Raw genomic sequence first — 19129 nt, 5'->3', positions numbered from 1 at the left:
AGTGGCGACTTACGGTCAGGGGACTAGAGGCGGGTCCACTGGCTATAGGTCAGCCATGCCAGCGCGCCATACCGGGTCGCTTTCGCCAGGGTCACCAGCAGCAAAAAACGCCACAACGGCTCGCGCATCACCCCAGCGACCAACGTCAGCGGGTCGCCAATGATCGGCACCCAACTGAGCAGCAACGTCCAATGACCCCAGCGCTGGTAATGGTTACGAGTCTTGTCCAACTGCTTGTCACTGACGGGAAACCAGCGCCGCCCCTTGAAGTGCTCAACCCAACGCCCCAACCACCAGTTCACCACGGAGCCCAGCACATTGCCCAGCGTGGCAGCGCCCAGCAGCAGCCACAGGCTGTAATGCCCGCTGAGCAGCAGGCCCACCAGCACGGCTTCCGATTGCAGAGGCAACAGCGTCGCGGCGCCAAACGCCGCGAAGAATAACCCTAGATAGCCGGCGATCATTGCGCCGGGTATTGCGCCACCACCACGTCTTTGCCTTCACGGGTCAGGCCGATGACTCGATAGGCCTCGCTGCGGCCTTCGACTTCCATGCCCGGTGAGCCCATGGGCATGCCCGGCGCGGCGAGGCCCAGCAGGTCATCGCGGTTGCGCAACGCCAGCACCTGTTCGGCGGGCACGTGGCCTTCGACGAACTTGCCGTCGATCACGGCGGTGTGACACGAACCCAGGCGCGGCGCCACGCCCAGGCGTTGCTTGACGGCGCTCATGTCGGCTTCGACGTGGTCATTGACCTTGAAACCGTTGCTTTCCAGGTGACTGATCCATTTTTTGCAGCAACCGCAGTTGGCGTCACGGTGCACGTCGATGGGAATCAGGTCGGCGGCCTGGGCCAGGGTGGTGGTGAACAGGGCTGACAGCAGGGCCAGGCGCAATGTGGTTTTCATAGGAACTCGCGTGTAGGAGAGGGCCGTCGGGATGGCGGCGATCATGACGCTGTCATCGCAGGCAAGCCAGCGCCTACCGGTTGGGAATGTTTCCAAATTATACGAAGGGTGGGTTTTCCAAGCGGTGCTTGAGCTGGTCCAGGGCAATGGTCGACAACTCGATCATGCGTTCATGCAAGGTGGCCAGTTGCAGCTCGGTCTCGTAGGTCAGCACCCGCTTGAACAGCGTGCCGCCCTGATGAGGCAGCAGGTAGTAGTGAATGGAGCCATCAACGGCCAGGGAGGTGAACACCGTCTTGAACTCGCCAGGGCGCCGGGCGATCTGCACGCGGTAACTCATGGGCACGCGCACCCCCAGCAAGTCAATGAACTCGGTAAAACGTGCACCGGCAGGCAATGAACCGGCGTTGCCGGTATCGGCGCTGAGGGACGTGGGGTGCCATTCGTGCCAGCGATCCGGTTGGGTCACATACTCGTAGACGGCTTCGATAGGGGCTCGGATAAAGCGTTCCTGACTGATCCGCTCCAAACGGACCGACTGCTCGGCAGCTCGCATGGCACACCTCCTGTGTTGCGACTAGGAGCTGTCAGAATAGTCCCACTCCCGCACATTGCACGGGAGTGTTTCAGCCGTTTATCAGCGAACCTTGAATCGACCCATCAAGGCAATCACCCGGCCATTCGCCTCCAGCAGGCTTTGGGTATTGGTTTCGGTGGCATGGCCGCTCTGCACCAGCTCTTCGACCATTTGTCGGATCTGCACCATGCTGCGGTTGATCTCCTCGGTCACCGCGCTCTGCTGCTCGGCCGCCGTGGCGATCTGCGTGCTGAGGTTGTTGATATGGCTGACCGAACCGGCCATTTCATCCAGGCCAGTGTTTACCCGTGCCGTGGCATCCGCCGCCGACTGGCAACTGGCCTGGGTGTTTTCCATGGCGGCCACCGAGGAGCTGACGCCCGCGGTCAGGCGCGTGAGCATGTCGTTGATCTGCGAGGTGCTGGCCTGGGTGCGGGCAGCCAGCGCACGCACTTCATCGGCCACCACCGCAAAGCCCCGGCCTTGCTCGCCAGCACGCGCGGCTTCAATCGCCGCGTTGAGGGCGAGCAGGTTGGTCTGGCCGGCAATCGCACCAATCACACCGAGGGTTTCAGTGATGCGTGCGGCGTCCTGGCGCATGTTTTCCACGCTGTGGGTGGCGCTGGACACTTCGCCGATCAAGGCGCTGACGCTGGTGGATGCTTCACCCACCACCACGCGGGAGCGGTCGGCATGCTCATTGGCGCGCTGGGTGAACGCGGCGGTTTCGGCGGCGTTTTGCGCGACGGTGTCGGCGGTGGAACTCATTTCGGTGATGGCGGTGACCGTCTGATCGGTCTCCGAGGCATGTCGCACCAGGATCTGGTTGGTGTGCGCCGAGGTCCGTTGCAGTTGCTCAAGGCTCGACGACATGGCGCCGGTGGCCTGGGTCACTTCACCAATCATGTTCTGCAGGTAAACGATAAAACGGTTCACTGAGTGGCCAATGGCGCCTAGCTCGTCTTCGGCACGGATGGTGATGCGTCGCGTCAGGTCGGCATCGCCGGCAGACAGCGCGTCGATATTGGATTTCAGCGACTTCATGCGCTGCACCAGTTGGCGGATCGCATACACCGCGAGCAGCACCAGCAGCAACACCATGGGGATTTGCAGCAGGGCCAGAGTGCCGAGTACGTCATCGCGCTGTGCAGTGATCAGCGAGGTGGGCAGGGCGGTGGCGAGGAACCACGGCGTGCCACCGATCGGGCGCATATAGAAAGTGCTGGCCACGCCCTGATTGTCGAACTCGCTACGCTGCAGCGCCTGGTCTCGATTGGTCAGGGCCTTGCTGACCTGGGCGGCAAACGCCGAGGTGCCGGTGAGTTCGCTGATGTTTTTCAACACCACCGGGCCGCTGATGCGCGAACTGTTGCTGATGATCTTGCCGTCGCCCTCGACGATCAGCATTTGCCCGCCGATGTCTTTTTCTTTACTGGCTACCAAGTCATTAAAGAAGCCCAGGGTCACGTCGATGGTGGCGACGCCGTACGGCACGCCGTCGCGCTGGATTGCCATGGCGCAGTTGGTGCGTGGCTCCTGGCTGGCGTCGTCCTTATAAGCGGCCGCCCAGGCGCACTGGCCACGCGGGGAGGCCAGGCCGCCTTTGTACCAGCTCTGGTCGTAATAGTTGGGGGCGGGGTCGCTGTTCCAGAAAGTGTTGACTGCCAGTTTGCCCGAAGCATCCCGGTGCCAGAACGTGCTGTGCTTGTTGCGCCCCGGTGTGCGCTGGTTGGGCAGCGGCCAGATCCCGCCACCGAAGACTTTCAGCTCGCCGTACTGGTCGACCAGGCCAGGCAGGACCTTGTCGATGGCATCGCTGTCGAGCAACGGGATGGTCTGGGTGATGCTGCGTTGCTGGGACTGAACCTTGTTCAGCTCGCCCTGGATCTGTTCAGCCACCTCGGCGATGCGGTTGAGCACCACCTGTTCTTCGGTGTGACGCAACGTGGGCGCGACCAACTGGCCGATGCCCACTACGGTCAACACAAATAACACCAGGACGAACAGCACCAGGAACAGGGTATAGCGGGCTTGGATAGAGCGCAGTGGGGGCATGGGGTCGTCCTTACGAAGCATTTATCACCGACGTGGCTTTGTTGGAGCTTCGTCGGGCTATCGGCTTGGCGAGGAGGAGCTTTAGGTACGGTCGTGCAAGAAAACGAGCGCCTGGCGAGGGCGCTCCTTCGGTCAGATATCCAGCATGGCCATTACCGCTTCCGGGTAACGCAGGCCAGCGGTTGCCTCGACAGGGAAGATCGCTTCCAGCGCCGCCAATTCGGCCGGGCTGAGGCTGATCGAGAGGGCTGCAACGTTCTCTTCCAAGTACTTGCGCTGCTTGGTGCCGGGAATCGGAATAATGAAGTCACCCTGCGCCAGTACCCAGGCCAGCGCGAGTTGACCGGCACTCACGCCTTTGTCGGCTGCCAGTGCCTGCACTCGCTTGACCAGTTCCAGGTTCTTGCCGAAGTTTTCGCCCTGGAAACGCGGGCTGAAGCGGCGGTAGTCATCGGCACTGAAATCATCCGGACTTTGCAGGGCGCCGGTGAGGAAACCACGCCCCAGCGGGCTATAAGGCACAAAAGCAATGCCCAGACGTTGGCAGGCGGCGAGGCAGCCGTTGTGTTCCTGATCGCGGCTCCACAGCGAATATTCGCTTTGCAGGGCGCTGATGGGATGCACGTTATGGGCCCGTTCCAAGGTCGCGGCGGACGCTTCGCTCAATCCCAGATAACGCACTTTGCCTTGTTGCACCAACTCGGCCATGGCGCCGACGGTTTCTTCGATGGCGACATCCGGGTCGATGCGGTGCTGGTAGTACAGGTCCAGTGTGTCGACGCCGAGGCGTTGCAGCGTGCCGTCAATCGCCTTGCGAATGTACTCGGGGCGACCGTTGACGCCACGCAACGCCGGGTTGGCCGGGTCGCGCGCAATGCCGAATTTGCTGGCCAGGAACACTTGGTCACGTTTACCCGTGATGGCTTTGCCGATCAGTTCTTCATTGGTGTGCGGGCCGTAGATGTCGGCAGTATCCAGAAAGTTGACACCGAGTTCCAACGCGCGGTGCAGGGTCGCGGTGGCTTCCCGGGTGTCGCTGCCGGGTGTGTAGAAATCGCTCATGCCCATGCAGCCGAGGCCGATGGCGGAGATGAGGGGACCGTTGGTACCGAGTGGACGGGTGTGCATGGGGCCAGCTCCTGGTTGGGAAGGCCTGCATTGTCACGCTCGACAAAATCGGGATAAACCGGCTAAAAGCACTAACACTATTCGGTATTTCTAAATAATCAGCTCAAGGAGCCGGCGCTTGGACCGTTTCAACGCGATGCGCGTGTTCACCCGGATCGTCGAACTGCGGGGCTTTGCCAAGGCCGCCGACAGCCTGCAACTGCCCCGTGCCTCGGTGACGGTGCTGATCAAGCAATTGGAGGCGCACCTCGGCGTGCAACTATTGCAACGCACTACACGGCAGGTTAGCCCGACACTGGATGGCGCCGCGTATTACCAGCGCTGTGTGCAATTGCTGTCGGACCTTGAGGAAACTGAAGCGGTGTTTTCCGCCAGTCGGCAGAGCCCACGTGGCACGTTGAGCATTGATATGCCGGCGGGTATTGGCCGGTATCTGGTGATACCCGCACTGCCCACGTTCACTGCCCTGTATCCGCAGATTGAGTTGGAAATCGGCTTGAATGACCGGCCGGTGGACCTGATCCGTGAAGGCGTCGATTGTGTGCTGCGCGGTGGCCTGGCACTGGATGATTCGCTGGTGGCGCGGCCGCTGGCGATGATGGATCAAATCACCCTGGCCAGCCCCGCTTACCTTGACCGTATGGGGGTGCCCGACACGCTCGACGACTTAGCCCACCATCAGATGGTCGAATACGTCTCGGCCGCCAGCGGCAAACGGTTTGGCTTGGAGTTTCTACTCGCCTCCCAATTGCGCACGCTCAATTTGCCAAAGGTGGTCGCAGTTAACAGCGCCGACGGCTACTTCTGCGCTTGCGAAGCTGGCTATGGGTTGATCCAGGCGCCGTACTATCACGCCAGACAACGACTGGCCCAAGGCACCCTGGTGGAAGTACTGCCCCGGTTTGCCGTGCCGACAATGGCCTTGACGGCGCTGTACCCGCCGCACCGCCAACTGTCCCAACGCGTGCGGGTGTTTGTGGATTGGCTGGTCGAACTCTGCGCCACCCCCGGCACCGGTTTGCGACGCTAAGCCTGTGCCTTTCGATAGGCCCCAGGCTGTTGCCCCGTCACCTTGTGAAACGCCCGGGTAAACGCCGCCACTGACTGATAACCCACCGCCAGCGCGACATCCGCCACCGTCTGGTCCTGCTTGAATAATTGGCAGGCATGGCGCATGCGCATCATCAGCAGCACCTGGCCCGGTGACTGTCCGCACAGTTCATTGAAGCGCTTGAAAAACGCCGAACGCGACAGCCCGGTACAGGCGGCCATGCTTTCCAGAGTCCAGGCATCGGCCGGGTGCGCGATCAACTGTTCCAGCAAACCGGCAAACGCCGGCTGCCGACCCAGCGCCGCCAGGCCGCCCAGTTCGCTGTTATCCAGCACCTGTTGGCGCAGTACATATAGAAACAGCAGGTGGCAAAGCCGTTCCAGCAAGGCCGAGGAGGGCGCAGGCAGGCGCTGGCATTCTTGCAGGATCAGTTCGAACAGGTTGCGCGCGGCGGTCAGTGAGGGATCGCCCGCCCGTAGGATGATCCACGCGGGCAGGGTGTCGACGATCATCGCTGACAATCCCGACTGGAAGTGAAAGAACCCACACACCAGGCCGACGCCATCGCTGGCGGCGCTGTCCAGGGGCACCATTGGCACACGCGGGCATTCCTGCGCACCCACCGCCGTGGGCTCGCCGGAGAGGCGATATTCAAGGTCGCGCAGCAGGAACACCGCATCGCCGTTGTCGAGGCGATGAGGCGTGGCGTCGCCGTCGATATGCAGCCAGCACTGGCCCTGTACGATCAGGTGGAAACTCGCGCTCGCCAGGCCATGGGTGCTCGCATGCCAGTCGCCGCAATAACGACCTACATGGAATAGGCTGGTGTCGAGTTCGAGGCTGTCTAATAACCAATCGACAAGTGCACTGGACGAATTCATCTAATGGAAAGACTCAAGAGCAAGTAATCGCTACTTTAGACTATTGAGGCGATTTTTTATAACCAACAGACTGGATACACGAACCCATCAGGAGACTGCTCCATGTCCCGTGTACCCTTGCTCACCCCTGAAACCGCGCCGGAGGCGGCCAAGCCTTTGCTGGAAAACGCGCTGAAAGGCTCGGGCTTCATCCCCAATTTGCTTGCGGTGCTGGCCAATGCGCCGGCCGCGCTGGAAACTTACATCACCGTCTCCGCTTTGAACGCCAAATCCGAACTCGGCCTCGCCGATCGCGAGGTGGTGCAACTGATTGCCGCCACCACCCACGGCTGCGATTTCTGCGTGGCCGGCCACACCGCCGTTGCGCGTAACAAAGCCAAGTTGCCGGAAGCCGTCATCGAAGCCCTGCGTCAACGCGGCGAGTTGCCCAATGCCCGCTATGAAACCCTGGCTGCCTTTACCCGCGAAGTGATCGCCACCCGGGGTGATGTGAGCGATGCGGGCTATGACGCATTCCGCGCCGTCGGTTACACCGAAGGCCAGGCCCTGGAAGTGATTCTGGGCGTCAGCCTGGCAACCCTGTGCAACTTCGCTAACGTGTTTGCTCGTACCCCGCTGAACCCCGAGCTGGCGCAATACCGTTGGGAAAAACCCGCAAGCTGAAGTTGGCCCACCCGCTGTAAAGGAGAAACAGGAATGCTTGACCCCATCTTGAGCCGTTGGCTCGACATCCAGGCGCAGGCCTTGGACGTGGGCAGTTGCGATCCACAGGAAGTGCTGCCGCGGCTGGCAGAGGCCAACGTGTTGCGCATCGGCGTGCCGGCTCAACTGGGCGGCCTGGGCGGCGATGTGGCGGGCGCCGTGGAGGCCATCGCCAATGTCGCCAGCCATTCCCTGGCGGCGGCGTTCGTGTGCTGGGGCCAGCGCTCGTTTATCGAGTATTTGCTGCAGAGTCCGAATGCGCGGCTGCGTGAACAGCTGTTGCCGGATTTGCTCAGCGGCAAGTTGGCGGGGGCGACAGGACTGTCAAATGCGATGAAGTTCTTGTCGGGCATTGAGACCCTGCAGATCAGTGCCGAACCGTCCAACGATGGCTGGACCCTCAACGGTCGCCTGCACTGGGTGACCAACCTGCGACGGAACGGTTTTGTCGCGGCGGCGGCCATCGAACTGGCGGAGGGTGGCGCGCCGTTTATCCTGGCCATTCCGGACTCGGTGGCGGGCTTGCAGCGCTCTCGCGACCTGGAACTGCTCGGCTTGCAGTCAAGCAACACCGCCGCCCTGGATTTGCTTGGCGTGGAGCTGAGCCGCGATTGGCTGCTGCATGAAGACGCACGCACATTCCTGCCGGCGGTGCGCCCGGCGTTCCTGGGCCTGCAGTGCGGGATGTCCATCGGGTTGGCACGTCGTTCCCTGGCGGAAGTCGCCAACCATCTGGGCGCGACCCGTACGGTACTGCGCGAAGAACTGGAAACCCTGCGCGTGACCCTGGATCACTTGGTCCGCGACTTGAAAAGCGGTCTGCTTGCCGGGCGTTTCGCCGCCGAACCGGTGCCGCTGTTCAAGCTGCGCATCGCCCTGGCGGAGACTGCCGCCAGCGCCGTGCAACTGGAGTTGCAGGCCAGCGGCGGCAAGGCCTATCTCACCGCCCACGGCAATGGTTTTGCGCGACGTTGGCGTGAGTCGGCGTTTGTGCCGATCGTGACCCCAAGCCTGGTGCAATTGCGTACTGAACTGCAGCGTCAGGCCAACCTATGACAAGTGCCGTACTGAGTGCCCAGGGGATTTGCCTGGGCTATGCCAGCGGGCCGGTGTTACAGCACTTCGACCTGCACTTGCAACCCGGTGAAGTGGTGTCGATCCTCGGTCCCAGCGGCGTGGGCAAGTCCAGTCTGTTGCGCGTCCTCGCCGGTTTGCAGGCACCGCAAGGCGGCAGTGTGCGCGCGTTGGGCGAGCCCTTGAAGGGTCCCCATCCACGCGTGGCGGTGGCGTTCCAGGACCCGAGTCTGTTGCCCTGGCTAAGCCTGGAAAAGAACGTCGCCTTTGGCCTGGATTTCGCCCGGCAACCCCATTTGAGCGCTGACGAGCGCCGCCAGCGCGTCGACCATGCCATTGCCGCCGTCGGCCTGGAGCATGCGCGCCAGCAATTCCCGGCGCAGCTGTCCGGCGGCATGGCCCAGCGCACCGCATTGGCCCGTTGCCTGGCGCGCCAGCCTCAGGTGCTGTTGCTGGATGAACCCTTCGGCGCCCTGGACGAAGTGACCCGCGCCGACATGCAACACCTGCTGCTCAAGGTCAACCGCGAACAGGGTTCGGCGGCGGTGCTGATCACCCATGACATTGACGAAGCGCTGCTGCTGTCCGACCGCATCCTGCTACTGGGCAACCGCCCGGCGCGGACGTTGGGCGAATGGCTGATCGACCTGCCGCAACCCCGCGAAGAACAGGTGGAAGCCATCGGCGCGCTGCGCATCGAGATCCTTAAAACCTTACGGCAGGCGAGCCGCCCTCAACCCAACCCCCTTGATCTGCTGGAGCCTGCCCATGTGCCTGGATGACCTGACCCATTCGCGCCGCGACTTTCTCAAACTCTCCGCCGTACTCAGCGCCGCCGGCGCGTTGCCGCTGCTCAGCAGTTTGCAAGCCCGCGCCGCCAGCGAGCCGGATGCGCCGGTGCGCATCGGCTACCTGCCGATCACCGACGCTACGCCGTTGTTGGTGGCGCACAACAATGGCCTGTTCGACGCTGAAGGCATCAAGGCTGAGCGCCCGGTGTTGCTGCGCAGTTGGGCGCAGGTGATCGAGGCGTTCATCTCGGGCCAGGTCAATGTGATTCACCTGCTATCTCCCATGACTGTATGGGCACGTTACGGCAGCAAGGTCCCGGCCAAGGTGGTGGCCTGGAACCATGTGGGCGGTTCGGGCCTGACCGTGGCGCCGGGCATCACGGACGTGAAACAGCTGGGCGGCAAATCGGTGGCGATTCCGTTCTGGTATTCGATCCATAACGTGGTGGTGCAGCAGTTGTTCCGCGACAACGGCCTCACGCCAGTGGCGCGGGCGGCGGGCAGTGCGATTGCGGCCAATGAGGTCAACCTGATCGTGTTGCCGCCTTCGGACATGCCGCCGGCCCTGGCCAGCCAGCGCATCGATGGGTATATCGTCGCCGAGCCGTTCAATGCCCTGGCGGAAAACCTCAAGGTTGGCCGCGTGCAGCGCTTTACCGGCGACGTGTGGCGCAACCACGCGTGCTGCGTGGTGTTTATGCATGAGCACGACTTAACGAATCGCCCGGACTGGTCGCAGAAGGTGGTGAACGCCATCGTCAAGGCGCAGGTCTGGACTCGCGACAACCGCGAAGAGGCGGTCAAGTTGCTGTCCAAGGACGGCCCGAATCGCTACACCCCGCATGCCGAGCCGGTATTGAGCAAAGTACTCGCACCCGCCGCAACTGACCGTGCCGCCTACCTGGCAGACGGTGCGATCCAACACGGCAATTGGGATGAACACCGTATCGACTTTCAACCTTATCCATTCCCCAGCTACACCGAGGAGTTGGTACGGCGTTTGAAAGACACGCTGATCGAGGGCGACAAGAAATTCCTCGCTGACCTCGACGCGGCGTTCGTCGCCAAGGACCTGGTGGACGACCGCTTCGTGCGCAATGCCATCGAGGCCGTGGGCGGCATGAAGACCTTTGGTTTGCCGGACGGCTATGAGCGGCATGAGGAGATCAGCGTTTGAACAACCGTGAAATCCCGGGCTGGTTGCTCGGGTTGAGTGGCTTGGCGGGGTTGCTGTTGCTCTGGTGGCTGGGGGTGAAGGTGTTTGGCGCGACGGAGGGGTTGTCTGCGCGTTTTTCCCTGGCCGCCACCTTCAGTAGCCTGTGGGAATTGCTGGGGCGCGGTGAGCTGTATGTGCATATTGCTGTGAGCCTGAAGCGCATTTTTGTCGGGTTGTTCCTGGCGTTGTTGGTAGGCGTTCCGTTGGGGCTGCTGGTGGGCAGTTCGCGCAAGCTGGAAGCGGCGACCACGCCGGCCTTTCAGTTCCTGCGCATGATCTCGCCGCTGTCGTGGATGCCCATCGTGGTGATGCTGATGGGGGTAGGGGATCAGCCGATCTATTTCCTGCTGGCGTTTGCCGCCGTGTGGCCGATCATGCTCAATACCGCTGCCGGCGTGCGGCAGTTGGACCCGCGCTGGCTACAGCTGAGCAGCAGCCTGAGTGCGACGCGCTGGGAGACCTTGCGCCGGGTGATCATTCCTGGAGTGGTCGGGCACGTGCTGACCGGCGTGCGTTTGGCCATCGGTATCTTGTGGATCGTGCTGGTGCCATGCGAAATGCTCGGGGTCAGTGCCGGGCTGGGCTACTACATCCTCGACACCCGTGATCGGCTGGCCTACTCGGAGCTGATGGCGATGGTGCTGCTGATCGGGTTGCTGGGCTTTGCGCTGGATGCCTTGGCGCGTTGGCTGCACCAGCGTTGGGTGCACGCCGGTTGATTGGTCGAGCCAAAGTTTTTCATCGCCTGTAACATGAGCGCCTGTCGGACCTGTTCGCCCTTGCGCGTAGGACAGGTTCGACGCTTCATTTTCAAGGTTCAGGAACCCGTCATGACACAAAAGCAGCGTTTGAAATATTCGATTCTGATTGCCCTGGCCGTACTGGCGACGATGTTTGGCCTGTCCTATTTGCAGAACACCGGGGTTATCAGTGAGAAGACATTCCAGACCATCGCCATTGCCGTCGCAGTGGTCGTGGTGGTGATCAACGGCATCATGCGCCGCAAGGTCAAGCTATAAGGGCGATCAGGCTCGGCCTTCGAGCACCTTGGCAGCCTCTTCATGGAGGCTGTAGCTTTTATCCGCATTGAGGGTGATCACGCCCTCGCTGCACAGGCGCTTGAGCACCTCGCGCACGCTGAGAAACGACAACGGGATGCCCAGCTCCAGCAGATGACTGTGCACACCGCGTACCCCGAGGGTGCGCCTGTTGTCGGCGGCGGTGAGCAGGGCGTCGATGACCTTCAGCCGGATCAGGCTGGTGCGCAAGCCAAAACACTTGAGCAGGTGGCGGATACGCTGGTTGCCTTGTTGTTCGGGCGCTTTGCCGAACGCTTGTGCGCCGTTGCCGAAACTGGCCTCGGCAGCCGGTGAATGTCCATCCGTGGGCACTTGCGGGTTGTACATGCAAAAACTCCTTATCAGAGCCTGATCAGGAAAAAATGAGCGCTCTTAGTTGATAAGACGAACGAGCGAGCGAAATCATGAAGTCCCGGATGTAGAAATTTTGTCAGTATCGGTTTTGTCACATCTGCGCGGCCTTAAATAAACACGCTGTCGCGCTAAATTATTCCTGGTGATTTGCGTTCTTACGGTGGGGTCATTACCCCTTGTGAGGCGGTTAAATCTGACGGTGGAGTTTGCGTGATTATTTCCAATGGGTTGTCCAGGGTATGTGTGGCGGGCGTGTTACTGGGGTTGAGCCTGGCCGTCTCGGCGCGGGAACAAGTGACGCAAGCCTCGGCGGATATCCGGCGTACCAGTTACGGCGTGCCGCACATTCGCGCCAACGATGAGCGTGGCCTGGGCTTCGGCATCGGCTACGCCTACGCCCAGGACAACCTGTGCCTGCTGGCCAATGAAGTGGTCACGGTGAATGGCGAGCGCGCCAAGTTCTTCGGCCCCGAGCAGGCGACCCTGGAAGAGCGCAATAACCTGGCCAGTGATGTGTTTTTCACGTGGCTCAATACGCCGGAATCGGTCGCCGCATTCTGGAAAGCGCAAAGCCCGCAGATCCAACAGCGTATCGAAGGTTACGTGGCCGGCTACAACCGCTACCTGAAAGAGCAGGGCGCTCCGGCGCAGTGCCAGGCGGCGTGGGTGCGGCCCTTGGTGGCTGAAGACTTGGTCAAGCTGACCCGTAGGTTATTGGTGGAAGGCGGTGTCGGCCAATTCGCTGAAGCCCTGGTCGGTGCGACGCCGCCCCAAGCCACAGCCAGTGTATCGACCGACTCGAAAGCCTTTGAAGTGGCCGCCGCCAATCAGCAGCGCTTCGCCTTCGATCGTGGCAGCAACGCCGTAGCGGTGGGCCGCGATCGTTCGTTCAACGGGCGCGGCATGCTGCTGGCCAACCCGCACTTCCCGTGGGTGGGCGGCATGCGCTTTTATGAAATGCACCTGACCATCCCCGGTCAGCTGGATGTGATGGGCGCTGCGTTGCCGGGCCTGCCGGTGATCAATATCGGCTTCAACCAGCATGTGGCGTGGACCCACACCGTGGACACGTCCAAGCACTTCACCCTGTATCGCCTGACCCTGGACCCAAAGGATTCCACGCGCTATCTGCTCGATGGCAAATCCGTGGCCCTGGATAAAACCACGGTGACGGTGCAGGTCAAGCAAGCCGATGGCAGCCTCAAGGGCCAGTCGCACACCGTCTATAGCTCGCAATTCGGTCCGGTGGTGCAATGGCCGGGCAAGCTCGACTGGGACAGCCATTACGCTTTCAGCCTGCGTGACGCCAACCTGGGCAACGACCGCGTGCTGCAACAGTGGTACGCGATGAACCGCGCGGGCAGTCTGGACCAACTGAAAACCTCGGTGCACACCCTGCAAGGTATCCCGTGGGTCAACACCCTGGCCGCCGATGACCAGGGCCAGAGCCTGTACATGAACCAGTCGGTGGTGCCCAACGTCAGCGCGGCCAAACTCGCACAATGCAGCGACCCCCGTGCCGGCCTGCAGATGATCATGCTCGACGGCGCCCACAGCGCCTGCGCCTGGGACGTTGACCCACGCGCAGCCCAGGCCGGCATCTTCGCGGCCGACCAACTGCCGCAACTGCAACGCACCGACTACGTCCAGCACTCCAACGACTCGGCCTGGCTAGCCAACCCCAAGGCGCCGCTCACCGGCTTCTCCCCGGTGATCAGCCAGGACCACATCGGCCTTGGCCCACGCGCGCGTTTTGCCTTGCAACGCCTGCAATCCCTGGACAAACCGATCAGCGTCACCGACCTGCAAAACATGGTGATGGACAACGAGGTGTACCTGGCGAGCCAAGTCATGCCCGACCTACTCGCATTCTGCGCCAAACACCTCGGCGCCGACGCCACTGCGCTGCAACCCCTGTGCACCCACCTGAAAAACTGGGACCAACACGCCAACCTCGACAGCGGCATCGGCCTGGTGCACTTCATCAACCTGGTGCAACACCTGCAGCAAATTCCCGATGCCTGGCGCGTCGCCTTCGACCCGGCGCAACCCCTCACCACGCCACGTGGCCTGGCTATCGAGCGCACCGATGTCGCCAAAGCCCTGCGCGAAGCCATGCTGGCGTCCACCGCCGACGTCGCTAAACTCGGCCTCACCGCAGACGGCACCTGGGGCGACCTCCAAGTCTCCGGCCAAACCCCGATCCACGGCGGCCCGCAAGAACTGGGGATCTACAACGCCATGCAAACCGTGCCCCGCGCTGACGGCAAGCGCGAAGTGGTCAGCGGCACCAGCTACCTGCAAATCGTCACCTTCGACGACGAGGGGCCCAACGCCCAAGGCGTACTCGCGTTCTCCGAGTCCAGCAATCCGGCGTCAAAACACGCCAAGGACCAGACCCAAGCCTTCTCCCAGAAAAAGCTCAGCCCGTTGCCCTTCACCGAAGCGCAAATCAAGGCCGACCCGCACTATCAACAGCTGCGCATCAAGGAGTAGGGCAGGTACGCAACTCCTTGATGCCAATACGAAATATTTTTGAAATCAAGGGGTTGCACGCTTTGGCAAATACGTACATAATGGCGCCCATCGAACGCAATGAAGCATTAAAAACTTCAATGTATTCAATGAGTTAGAGTAGAGGCAGGGTTTTACAGCCCACTCAAGTTTTTATCCGGTGAGTGTCAGCAGTCAGGACATTGATCGTTTGAGGCCGAGTAGCAAAATGGTTATGCAGCGGATTGCAAATCCGCCTACGCCGGTTCGATTCCGACCTCGGCCTCCACTCTTGAAAACCCCGTAGATTAACGTCTACGGGGTTTTTTATTGGCTTCGAAAAAGTTTTGGAAGTCTGGTGCGTTAGGAATTGACTCTGAAACGCCTTGCCATTGCGCAAGGCTTTCTGCCGTTCGTCAAGTACATCGCACTCGCAGACCACTGCCTGATCCCATGTTTAAGCGCCGATATCCCGAGCGTAAGAACGGAGAGCCAGCATGGAAATCAATGAAAATGCCCCTGGGAATATTTCTCAGCAGGATGTAACTCGCGGCACCGACAATGAGACAGGGCACGATCCGAAGCGCGATGAGGAGGGTGTTCCGTTGCCACCGGACGATGACGCGCCTCTTGAAGAGGACATGTCGGATGTAGACGCCGCTGATTCAGTGGCGAGCGAGCATCCCGACAACTGAACATTTGTAATTCAATGAGCCCGACCGCTGCGTCGGGCTTATAGGACCTGAGACCTGACGATCCTCTGGTCTTTGACTTCACCTGCATACGCCCGCAATTTCTCCTGCTGCGCCGCCAGCAGCGCGCAAATCTTCATCAATGCCACTGCCTCATCCGGCGTCTTGCCGCTGGCCGCCAAAGCGCTCAGCTCAACCACCGACCACCCAATCACCGCCGACGCATCTTCCAGGTCGTAGAACAGTTCCTGCTGCGCCGTCCTGGGCCCGTCGAGGCCTTGTATCAACTCATCCATTTATCCATCCTGCCGCTGCAGTTCAAGCCCCATCACATCCATCCCGATTTCAGCCAGGTCCGTTTTGAACGGAATTTCTCCGATCCACTTGAACCCAAACGCCTCATAAAACCGTCGTGCATCGGGATTGGACTTGAGCACCGTCAGCCACAGCGAGCGCTCACCACGCTCTACCGCCTGGTCGCAAATGAACTGCATAAATCGCTTGCCATACCCGCGCCCGGCGGCGGATTTGAGAAAGTAGATCTTGCGCAGTTCTGCGCCAGCTTCGCCTGTTATGGGCGCCGGCGCCGACCAGTTGACCTTTGCCACGCCTACGACTTGCGCGTTGTCATCTGAAGCGAGCAGCCATAGAGGGCTGTCGGATGTTTCGAGTGATTGGCGTAAGGCGTCGTGGGAAAAGTCCCGATCAAGGAACGCCTGCAATCCGGCAGGCGACCAGATGTGTGCAAAGTGTTCTCGATAGGTGGTGCAGCCGACTTCGCGCAAGGCTTCAAGATCGGCTGGGGTCGCTGGATAGATACGGAGCATGGTGGTTCTCGTGTCAGTCGGTTGCCAGGCGGTGATCATGCGACATTCGCGCTTAAGGAACGAGGCTATCGTCGAAATCTTCACGTTCGATGGTTGTATAAGCTTGCTCGCGAATCCCGCCTTCGGAATAGGTACAAAGCCGCCGTGTGGCTTTTTTTCCCTGCGGACGCACGACCACTCCCTCGCTCATCTCGGGGTCGTTGGGTTCTCCGGGTGTAAAGTTGGTGCGTACCATACGGTCGAAAACGGCGTAGGTTACCCCATGATTGGTAAAGCGCAGATGAGCTTCGCCTCCACCGGAGTAGGCCGTGGAACTGAGCCAGAAGTGACCCTTCGGTGGGCTCGGTTTTTCGGGGTAGCTCAACTCGATTTTGCCGGGCGTACCAAATCGGTATTGCACATAGCCGGTTGTCGCTGAGAAATCGTGTGATGCGCAAACCGAGATCATTTTCGGCCCGGAGTCGCAGCCGAACAGCAGTGTTTCTTGCGTCTTGCACAGATAGTTCTGTTCCGACGTCCCCGCAAGCGCATCGAGGGCAATGGCACCCATCGTCAGGAAGCAAATGCCCTTTAGCATCGTGACGTTAATCCCCATGAGTTTTCCCGTTTTTTTCAATGGAACCGTTATCAGTATTTGTTCTGGTTGGATGCTCGATGACGCAGTGTGTGTTCCCAGTCAAGCGTGTGCAAATGTCTCACTTGCCCCCAGTCACATCCAGAAAGGTCCCGGTAACAAACGACGCCTCTTTACCTGCCAGCCACAGTATGGCCCGCGCCACTTCTTCGGGCTCGCCGCCCCGGCCCATCGGGATGCTTTCCTTGACGCGATCCACGCGACCCGGTTCTCCGCCGCTGGCGTGCATTTCGGTGTAGATATGCCCTGGGCGAACGCAGTTGACGCGGATGCCGTCGCGCGCGACTTCCTTGGATAGCCCGATGGTGAAGGTTTCCAGTGCTCCCTTCGACGCTGCGTAGTCGACGTACTCGTTGGGGCTGCCCAACCGCGCGGCGCCCGAGGAGACGTTGATCACGCTGCCGCCGTTGCCGCTGTGTCGAAAAGACATGCGCTTCACGGCTTGCTGCGCGCAGAGCATCGGGCCGATGGCATTGATTGCGAAGATGCGTTGCATGCGGGCAAAGTCGAGGTCTTCAAAGCGCGATTGAAGCGCGATGATTGCGGCGTTGTTGACCAGAACGTCGATGCGGCCGAACGTGTCGTCGATGGCTCGGAACAGATGCGCGACCTGTTCCGGGTCGGCACTGTCGGCGCGTATGGCCAAGGCGCGTCGTCCGAGCGCTTGCACGTCAGCCACCACGCCGAGTGCGGCGGCCTCATTGTTGATGTAGCTGATGACGACGTCATAGCCTTGCGCTGCGGCGAGCCGCGCCGTTGCCGCGCCTACACCCCGGCTACCGCCGGTGATCAGAATCAGGGGAGCTGAAGGGCCGGTAGCCATGTCTTGAACCTTTTATGAGGGAGGTGAATTTAGCCAATTAGCATCGTGCCGGTGGCAATCACTGCGCACGCCAGGACTTTGCGGACAGTCAGTGTCTCGCCCAGGAAGAAATAACCGATCAACGCCGCAAACAGTACGCTGGTCTCGCGCAAGGCCGAAACCGATCCCATCGGCGATTCAGACATGGCGTAGATAACAATGCCGTAGGCCAGCAGGGAGACCAGCCCACCCATCAAGGCGGTGATGAGCCCCGGGCGCGGGGCAAGCAGGCTGCGTGCGCCGCGCAGACCGATATAAACCAGCGGCATCAGTACGCCCCAGAGGGCGCACATCCAGGCGGTATAGGCCAGCGGCGCACCTGAAAGTCGCGCGCCTATGCCATCGGTGACGCTGTAGGCTGCGATGAAAAAACCCGTGCCCAAGGCGTAAGGCAAGCTGGGGACCGCGAGCCTGCGCTGCCTGAAAGCCAGTGAAATAATGCCGCTCGACACCAGTGCAATGCCGAACAGGGCACTGGTGCTGAGGGTTTCGCCAGCAAACACCATGGCGAACAATGTGATCAAAATGGGCGAGGAGCCGCGGGCGATCGGGTAGGTTTGCCCCAGATCACCCACCTTGTAGCTGCGCACCAGGAACAGGTTATAACCGACGTGCAAGACACCCGAGAGCGCGGCGTAAGGCCAACTGGCAGCGGCAGGCGCTGGGAGGTACAGCGCAAAGCCCATGCTGACGAGGGCGACCGACAGGCACATCACGGTCATCGACCAGAGCCTGTCGGTGCCGACACGCAGCAGCGCGTTCCAGCTGGCGTGCAAGAGGGCGGCGAAGAGGACGAGTAATACGATAGGAAAGGGCATGCGCCATGTTAAGCAAACTGGCGGCTGGACAACAGCGAAGTCCCTTCATCCTGGCATGAGCCATTCCTCATACTGTCAACGATAGTGTTGCTGGGCCTGAGTCGACTCCGCCAGCAGCCAGTTACGAAAGCTGATGATGTGAGGCTGTGTTTCGAGCCCTTTGGGACAGACAAAGAAATAGGCGACCGGTGAGGCGAACGGCACATTGAACAGCCTCATGAGGCTGCCGTCGTTGATTTCGGCCTCGACATGGCCGCTACGGGCCAAGGCGATGCCCTGGCCCAGCAAGGCGGCTTCTATGGTCATGTTGGTGTCAGCAAACCTGACGCTTTCCTTGAGTGTCGAAACGCCCACGCCGACGTGCTCGAACCAGGCTTCCCACTTGGGCACCAGGTCTGCGCCGTCACGCGTAAGTAGCGGGTAACGCAACAATTCGGCGGGCTCGTTCGGGGTGCCAAAACGGTTAAGCAGGTCAGGGCTGGCCACCGGGAAAATTTGCTCCCTGAGCATGAACTCCGAATGCAAGGCGGGGTAATGACCGTTGCCCAGGCGGATCGCGACATCTGAATCCGCGCTGGAAAAGTTGATCGCTTTGTCACTGGTTTCCAGCGTGATTAGAATTTCCGGGTGCCGCTGCGACAGACCTGGCAACCGGGGCAGCAACCATTTCAGTGCGAAAGAATAGGTGGTGCTGACCTTGAGCCGAACCCTGCCTTTTTGTTCTCTAAGGTCCGTCAATGTGGCTTCCAGGTTCATGAAAAACTCGCGCACGATAGGCGCCAGTGCCGCACCGGCTGGGGTCAGCCGCAAAGACTTGCCGCGTTGGAAGAGTTGTAACCCCCAGAGGTCTTCAAGGTGCTTGAGTTGGTGGCTGACGGCGCTCTGGGTCACATGCAATTCTTCTGAGGCTGAAGTGAACGTCGCATGTCGGGTCGCGACTTCGAACGCGCGAAGCGTGGCAGTGGGGGGGAGATCTCTCATTGGTGGG

At 60.9% G+C, this 19129-nt stretch carries 22 protein-coding genes and 1 tRNA gene; 10 read left to right on the top strand and 13 right to left on the bottom strand.

The genetic code is table 11. The features are described 5' to 3' along the window. Positions 1–23: 23 nt before the first annotated feature. From RB216_RS14940 to RB216_RS14920, 5 genes are all read right to left on the bottom strand, one after another. Complete coding sequence (locus RB216_RS14940) at positions 24–464, bottom strand: YqaA family protein (protein ID WP_308907471.1); 441 nt, start codon at positions 462–464, stop codon at positions 24–26. Further along, a complete protein-coding gene (locus RB216_RS14935) occupies positions 461–907 on the bottom strand; it encodes a DUF411 domain-containing protein (protein WP_308907470.1) in 447 nt (148 codons plus the stop codon). Before RB216_RS14935 ends, RB216_RS14940 begins: the two co-directional genes overlap by 4 nt. 97 nt (positions 908–1004) lie before the next feature. Then, entirely contained in the window at positions 1005–1463 is a 459-nt protein-coding gene (locus tag RB216_RS14930) for an SRPBCC family protein (RefSeq protein WP_028616285.1), read from the bottom strand. 81 nt (positions 1464–1544) lie between these two features. Then, the gene (locus RB216_RS14925; protein WP_068932918.1) at positions 1545–3539 is read right to left on the bottom strand and encodes a methyl-accepting chemotaxis protein; all 1995 of its coding nucleotides are present in this window, start codon (positions 3537–3539) and stop codon (positions 1545–1547) included. A 132-nt stretch (positions 3540–3671) separates the two neighbouring features. Then, positions 3672–4667, bottom strand: a complete 996-nt coding sequence (locus RB216_RS14920; RefSeq protein WP_308907469.1) for an aldo/keto reductase — start codon at positions 4665–4667, stop codon at positions 3672–3674. A 118-nt stretch (positions 4668–4785) separates the two neighbouring features. Between RB216_RS14920 and RB216_RS14915 the strand changes: the two genes are divergently transcribed. Further along, positions 4786–5697, top strand: coding sequence for a LysR family transcriptional regulator (locus tag RB216_RS14915; protein ID WP_122814602.1), 912 nt, complete (start codon positions 4786–4788; stop codon positions 5695–5697). Here the strand turns inward: RB216_RS14915 and RB216_RS14910 are convergent. Beyond that, the gene (locus RB216_RS14910; RefSeq protein ID WP_028616281.1) at positions 5694–6599 is read right to left on the bottom strand and encodes an AraC family transcriptional regulator; all 906 of its coding nucleotides are present in this window, start codon (positions 6597–6599) and stop codon (positions 5694–5696) included. The genes RB216_RS14915 and RB216_RS14910 overlap by 4 nt on opposite strands. 102 nt (positions 6600–6701) lie before the next feature. On the opposite strand from RB216_RS14910, the gene RB216_RS14905 reads away from it, so the two are divergent. The 6 genes from RB216_RS14905 (at position 6702) to RB216_RS14880 (ending at position 11401) form a co-directional block, all read left to right on the top strand. Then, positions 6702–7262, top strand: coding sequence for a carboxymuconolactone decarboxylase family protein (locus tag RB216_RS14905; RefSeq protein ID WP_308907468.1), 561 nt, complete (start codon positions 6702–6704; stop codon positions 7260–7262). A 33-nt stretch (positions 7263–7295) separates the two neighbouring features. Beyond that, positions 7296–8357 (top strand): acyl-CoA dehydrogenase family protein, encoded by a 1062-nt coding sequence (locus RB216_RS14900; RefSeq protein WP_068932921.1) that lies wholly within the window; start codon positions 7296–7298, stop codon positions 8355–8357. Beyond that, the gene (locus tag RB216_RS14895) at positions 8354–9157 is read left to right on the top strand and encodes an ABC transporter ATP-binding protein (RefSeq protein WP_028616278.1); all 804 of its coding nucleotides are present in this window, start codon (positions 8354–8356) and stop codon (positions 9155–9157) included. Before RB216_RS14900 ends, RB216_RS14895 begins: the two co-directional genes overlap by 4 nt. After that, positions 9144–10343, top strand: coding sequence for an ABC transporter substrate-binding protein (locus tag RB216_RS14890; RefSeq protein ID WP_308907467.1), 1200 nt, complete (start codon positions 9144–9146; stop codon positions 10341–10343). Before RB216_RS14895 ends, RB216_RS14890 begins: the two co-directional genes overlap by 14 nt. A gap of 11 nt (positions 10344–10354) precedes the next feature. Continuing rightward, the gene (locus tag RB216_RS14885; RefSeq protein WP_372514809.1) at positions 10355–11101 is read left to right on the top strand and encodes an ABC transporter permease; all 747 of its coding nucleotides are present in this window, start codon (positions 10355–10357) and stop codon (positions 11099–11101) included. Between the two features lie 111 nt (positions 11102–11212). Next, positions 11213–11401 carry a hypothetical protein gene (locus RB216_RS14880; protein ID WP_010210250.1) on the top strand — a complete coding sequence of 63 codons (189 nt, stop codon included), beginning with the start codon at positions 11213–11215 and terminating at the stop codon, positions 11399–11401. A 6-nt stretch (positions 11402–11407) separates the two neighbouring features. Here RB216_RS14880 and RB216_RS14875 read toward each other — a convergent pair whose 3' ends face one another. Further along, the gene (locus tag RB216_RS14875; protein WP_068932928.1) at positions 11408–11788 is read right to left on the bottom strand and encodes a fe2+ zn2+ uptake regulation protein; all 381 of its coding nucleotides are present in this window, start codon (positions 11786–11788) and stop codon (positions 11408–11410) included. A 237-nt stretch (positions 11789–12025) separates the two neighbouring features. Here RB216_RS14875 and pvdQ point away from each other — a divergent pair, with 237 nt between their 5' ends. The 3 genes from pvdQ to RB216_RS14860 all read left to right on the top strand — a co-directional run bounded on the left by pvdQ (position 12026) and on the right by RB216_RS14860 (position 15003). Continuing rightward, a complete protein-coding gene (gene pvdQ, locus RB216_RS14870) occupies positions 12026–14311 on the top strand; it encodes a bifunctional acylase PvdQ (protein WP_308907466.1) in 2286 nt (761 codons plus the stop codon). A gap of 212 nt (positions 14312–14523) precedes the next feature. After that, positions 14524–14597: transfer RNA gene (locus RB216_RS14865), tRNA-Cys, on the top strand. 208 nt (positions 14598–14805) lie between these two features. Next, a complete protein-coding gene (locus RB216_RS14860) occupies positions 14806–15003 on the top strand; it encodes a hypothetical protein (protein WP_028616273.1) in 198 nt (65 codons plus the stop codon). 38 nt (positions 15004–15041) lie between these two features. Here RB216_RS14860 and RB216_RS14855 read toward each other — a convergent pair whose 3' ends face one another. The 6 genes from RB216_RS14855 to gcvA all read right to left on the bottom strand — a co-directional run bounded on the left by RB216_RS14855 (position 15042) and on the right by gcvA (position 19122). Continuing rightward, positions 15042–15296 carry a hypothetical protein gene (locus tag RB216_RS14855; protein ID WP_028616272.1) on the bottom strand — a complete coding sequence of 85 codons (255 nt, stop codon included), beginning with the start codon at positions 15294–15296 and terminating at the stop codon, positions 15042–15044. Continuing rightward, a complete protein-coding gene (locus RB216_RS14850) occupies positions 15297–15827 on the bottom strand; it encodes a GNAT family N-acetyltransferase (RefSeq protein ID WP_122684927.1) in 531 nt (176 codons plus the stop codon). Between the two features lie 52 nt (positions 15828–15879). Then, positions 15880–16422, bottom strand: coding sequence for a hypothetical protein (locus RB216_RS14845; protein ID WP_050587844.1), 543 nt, complete (start codon positions 16420–16422; stop codon positions 15880–15882). A gap of 100 nt (positions 16423–16522) precedes the next feature. Beyond that, positions 16523–17284, bottom strand: a complete 762-nt coding sequence (locus RB216_RS14840) for an SDR family oxidoreductase (protein ID WP_068933033.1) — start codon at positions 17282–17284, stop codon at positions 16523–16525. Positions 17285–17313: 29 nt separating this feature from the next. Next, complete coding sequence (locus RB216_RS14835) at positions 17314–18141, bottom strand: EamA family transporter (RefSeq protein WP_028616269.1); 828 nt, start codon at positions 18139–18141, stop codon at positions 17314–17316. Between the two features lie 75 nt (positions 18142–18216). Continuing rightward, on the bottom strand, positions 18217–19122 hold the full coding sequence (gene gcvA / locus RB216_RS14830; protein WP_308907465.1) for a transcriptional regulator GcvA: 906 nt from the start codon (positions 19120–19122) through the stop codon (positions 18217–18219). Positions 19123–19129 lie beyond the last annotated feature (7 nt).

Source organism: Pseudomonas canadensis (assembly GCF_030980095.1).
Taxonomy (GTDB): domain Bacteria; phylum Pseudomonadota; class Gammaproteobacteria; order Pseudomonadales; family Pseudomonadaceae; genus Aquipseudomonas; species Aquipseudomonas canadensis.
The sequence above is the reverse complement of the archived record's forward strand: the minus strand, read 5'-3'. Positions and strand labels throughout refer to the sequence as shown.

Coding starts and splice junctions, on each gene's coding strand:
- RB216_RS14860 (WP_028616273.1), top strand. CDS start 14,806: ATGGAAATCAATGAAAATGCCCCTGGGAATATTTCTCAGCAGGATGTA.
- RB216_RS14845 (WP_050587844.1), bottom strand. CDS start 16,422: ATGGGGATTAACGTCACGATGCTAAAGGGCATTTGCTTCCTGACGATG.
- RB216_RS14850 (WP_122684927.1), bottom strand. CDS start 15,827: ATGCTCCGTATCTATCCAGCGACCCCAGCCGATCTTGAAGCCTTGCGC.
- RB216_RS14835 (WP_028616269.1), bottom strand. CDS start 18,141: ATGCCCTTTCCTATCGTATTACTCGTCCTCTTCGCCGCCCTCTTGCAC.
- RB216_RS14855 (WP_028616272.1), bottom strand. CDS start 15,296: ATGGATGAGTTGATACAAGGCCTCGACGGGCCCAGGACGGCGCAGCAG.
- RB216_RS14840 (WP_068933033.1), bottom strand. CDS start 17,284: ATGGCTACCGGCCCTTCAGCTCCCCTGATTCTGATCACCGGCGGTAGC.
- RB216_RS14890 (WP_308907467.1), top strand. CDS start 9,144: ATGTGCCTGGATGACCTGACCCATTCGCGCCGCGACTTTCTCAAACTC.
- RB216_RS14920 (WP_308907469.1), bottom strand. CDS start 4,667: ATGCACACCCGTCCACTCGGTACCAACGGTCCCCTCATCTCCGCCATC.
- RB216_RS14935 (WP_308907470.1), bottom strand. CDS start 907: ATGAAAACCACATTGCGCCTGGCCCTGCTGTCAGCCCTGTTCACCACC.
- RB216_RS14880 (WP_010210250.1), top strand. CDS start 11,213: ATGACACAAAAGCAGCGTTTGAAATATTCGATTCTGATTGCCCTGGCC.
- gcvA (WP_308907465.1), bottom strand. CDS start 19,122: ATGAGAGATCTCCCCCCCACTGCCACGCTTCGCGCGTTCGAAGTCGCG.
- RB216_RS14925 (WP_068932918.1), bottom strand. CDS start 3,539: ATGCCCCCACTGCGCTCTATCCAAGCCCGCTATACCCTGTTCCTGGTG.
- RB216_RS14930 (WP_028616285.1), bottom strand. CDS start 1,463: ATGCGAGCTGCCGAGCAGTCGGTCCGTTTGGAGCGGATCAGTCAGGAA.
- RB216_RS14895 (WP_028616278.1), top strand. CDS start 8,354: ATGACAAGTGCCGTACTGAGTGCCCAGGGGATTTGCCTGGGCTATGCC.
- RB216_RS14910 (WP_028616281.1), bottom strand. CDS start 6,599: ATGAATTCGTCCAGTGCACTTGTCGATTGGTTATTAGACAGCCTCGAA.
- RB216_RS14940 (WP_308907471.1), bottom strand. CDS start 464: ATGATCGCCGGCTATCTAGGGTTATTCTTCGCGGCGTTTGGCGCCGCG.
- RB216_RS14905 (WP_308907468.1), top strand. CDS start 6,702: ATGTCCCGTGTACCCTTGCTCACCCCTGAAACCGCGCCGGAGGCGGCC.
- RB216_RS14875 (WP_068932928.1), bottom strand. CDS start 11,788: ATGTACAACCCGCAAGTGCCCACGGATGGACATTCACCGGCTGCCGAG.
- RB216_RS14900 (WP_068932921.1), top strand. CDS start 7,296: ATGCTTGACCCCATCTTGAGCCGTTGGCTCGACATCCAGGCGCAGGCC.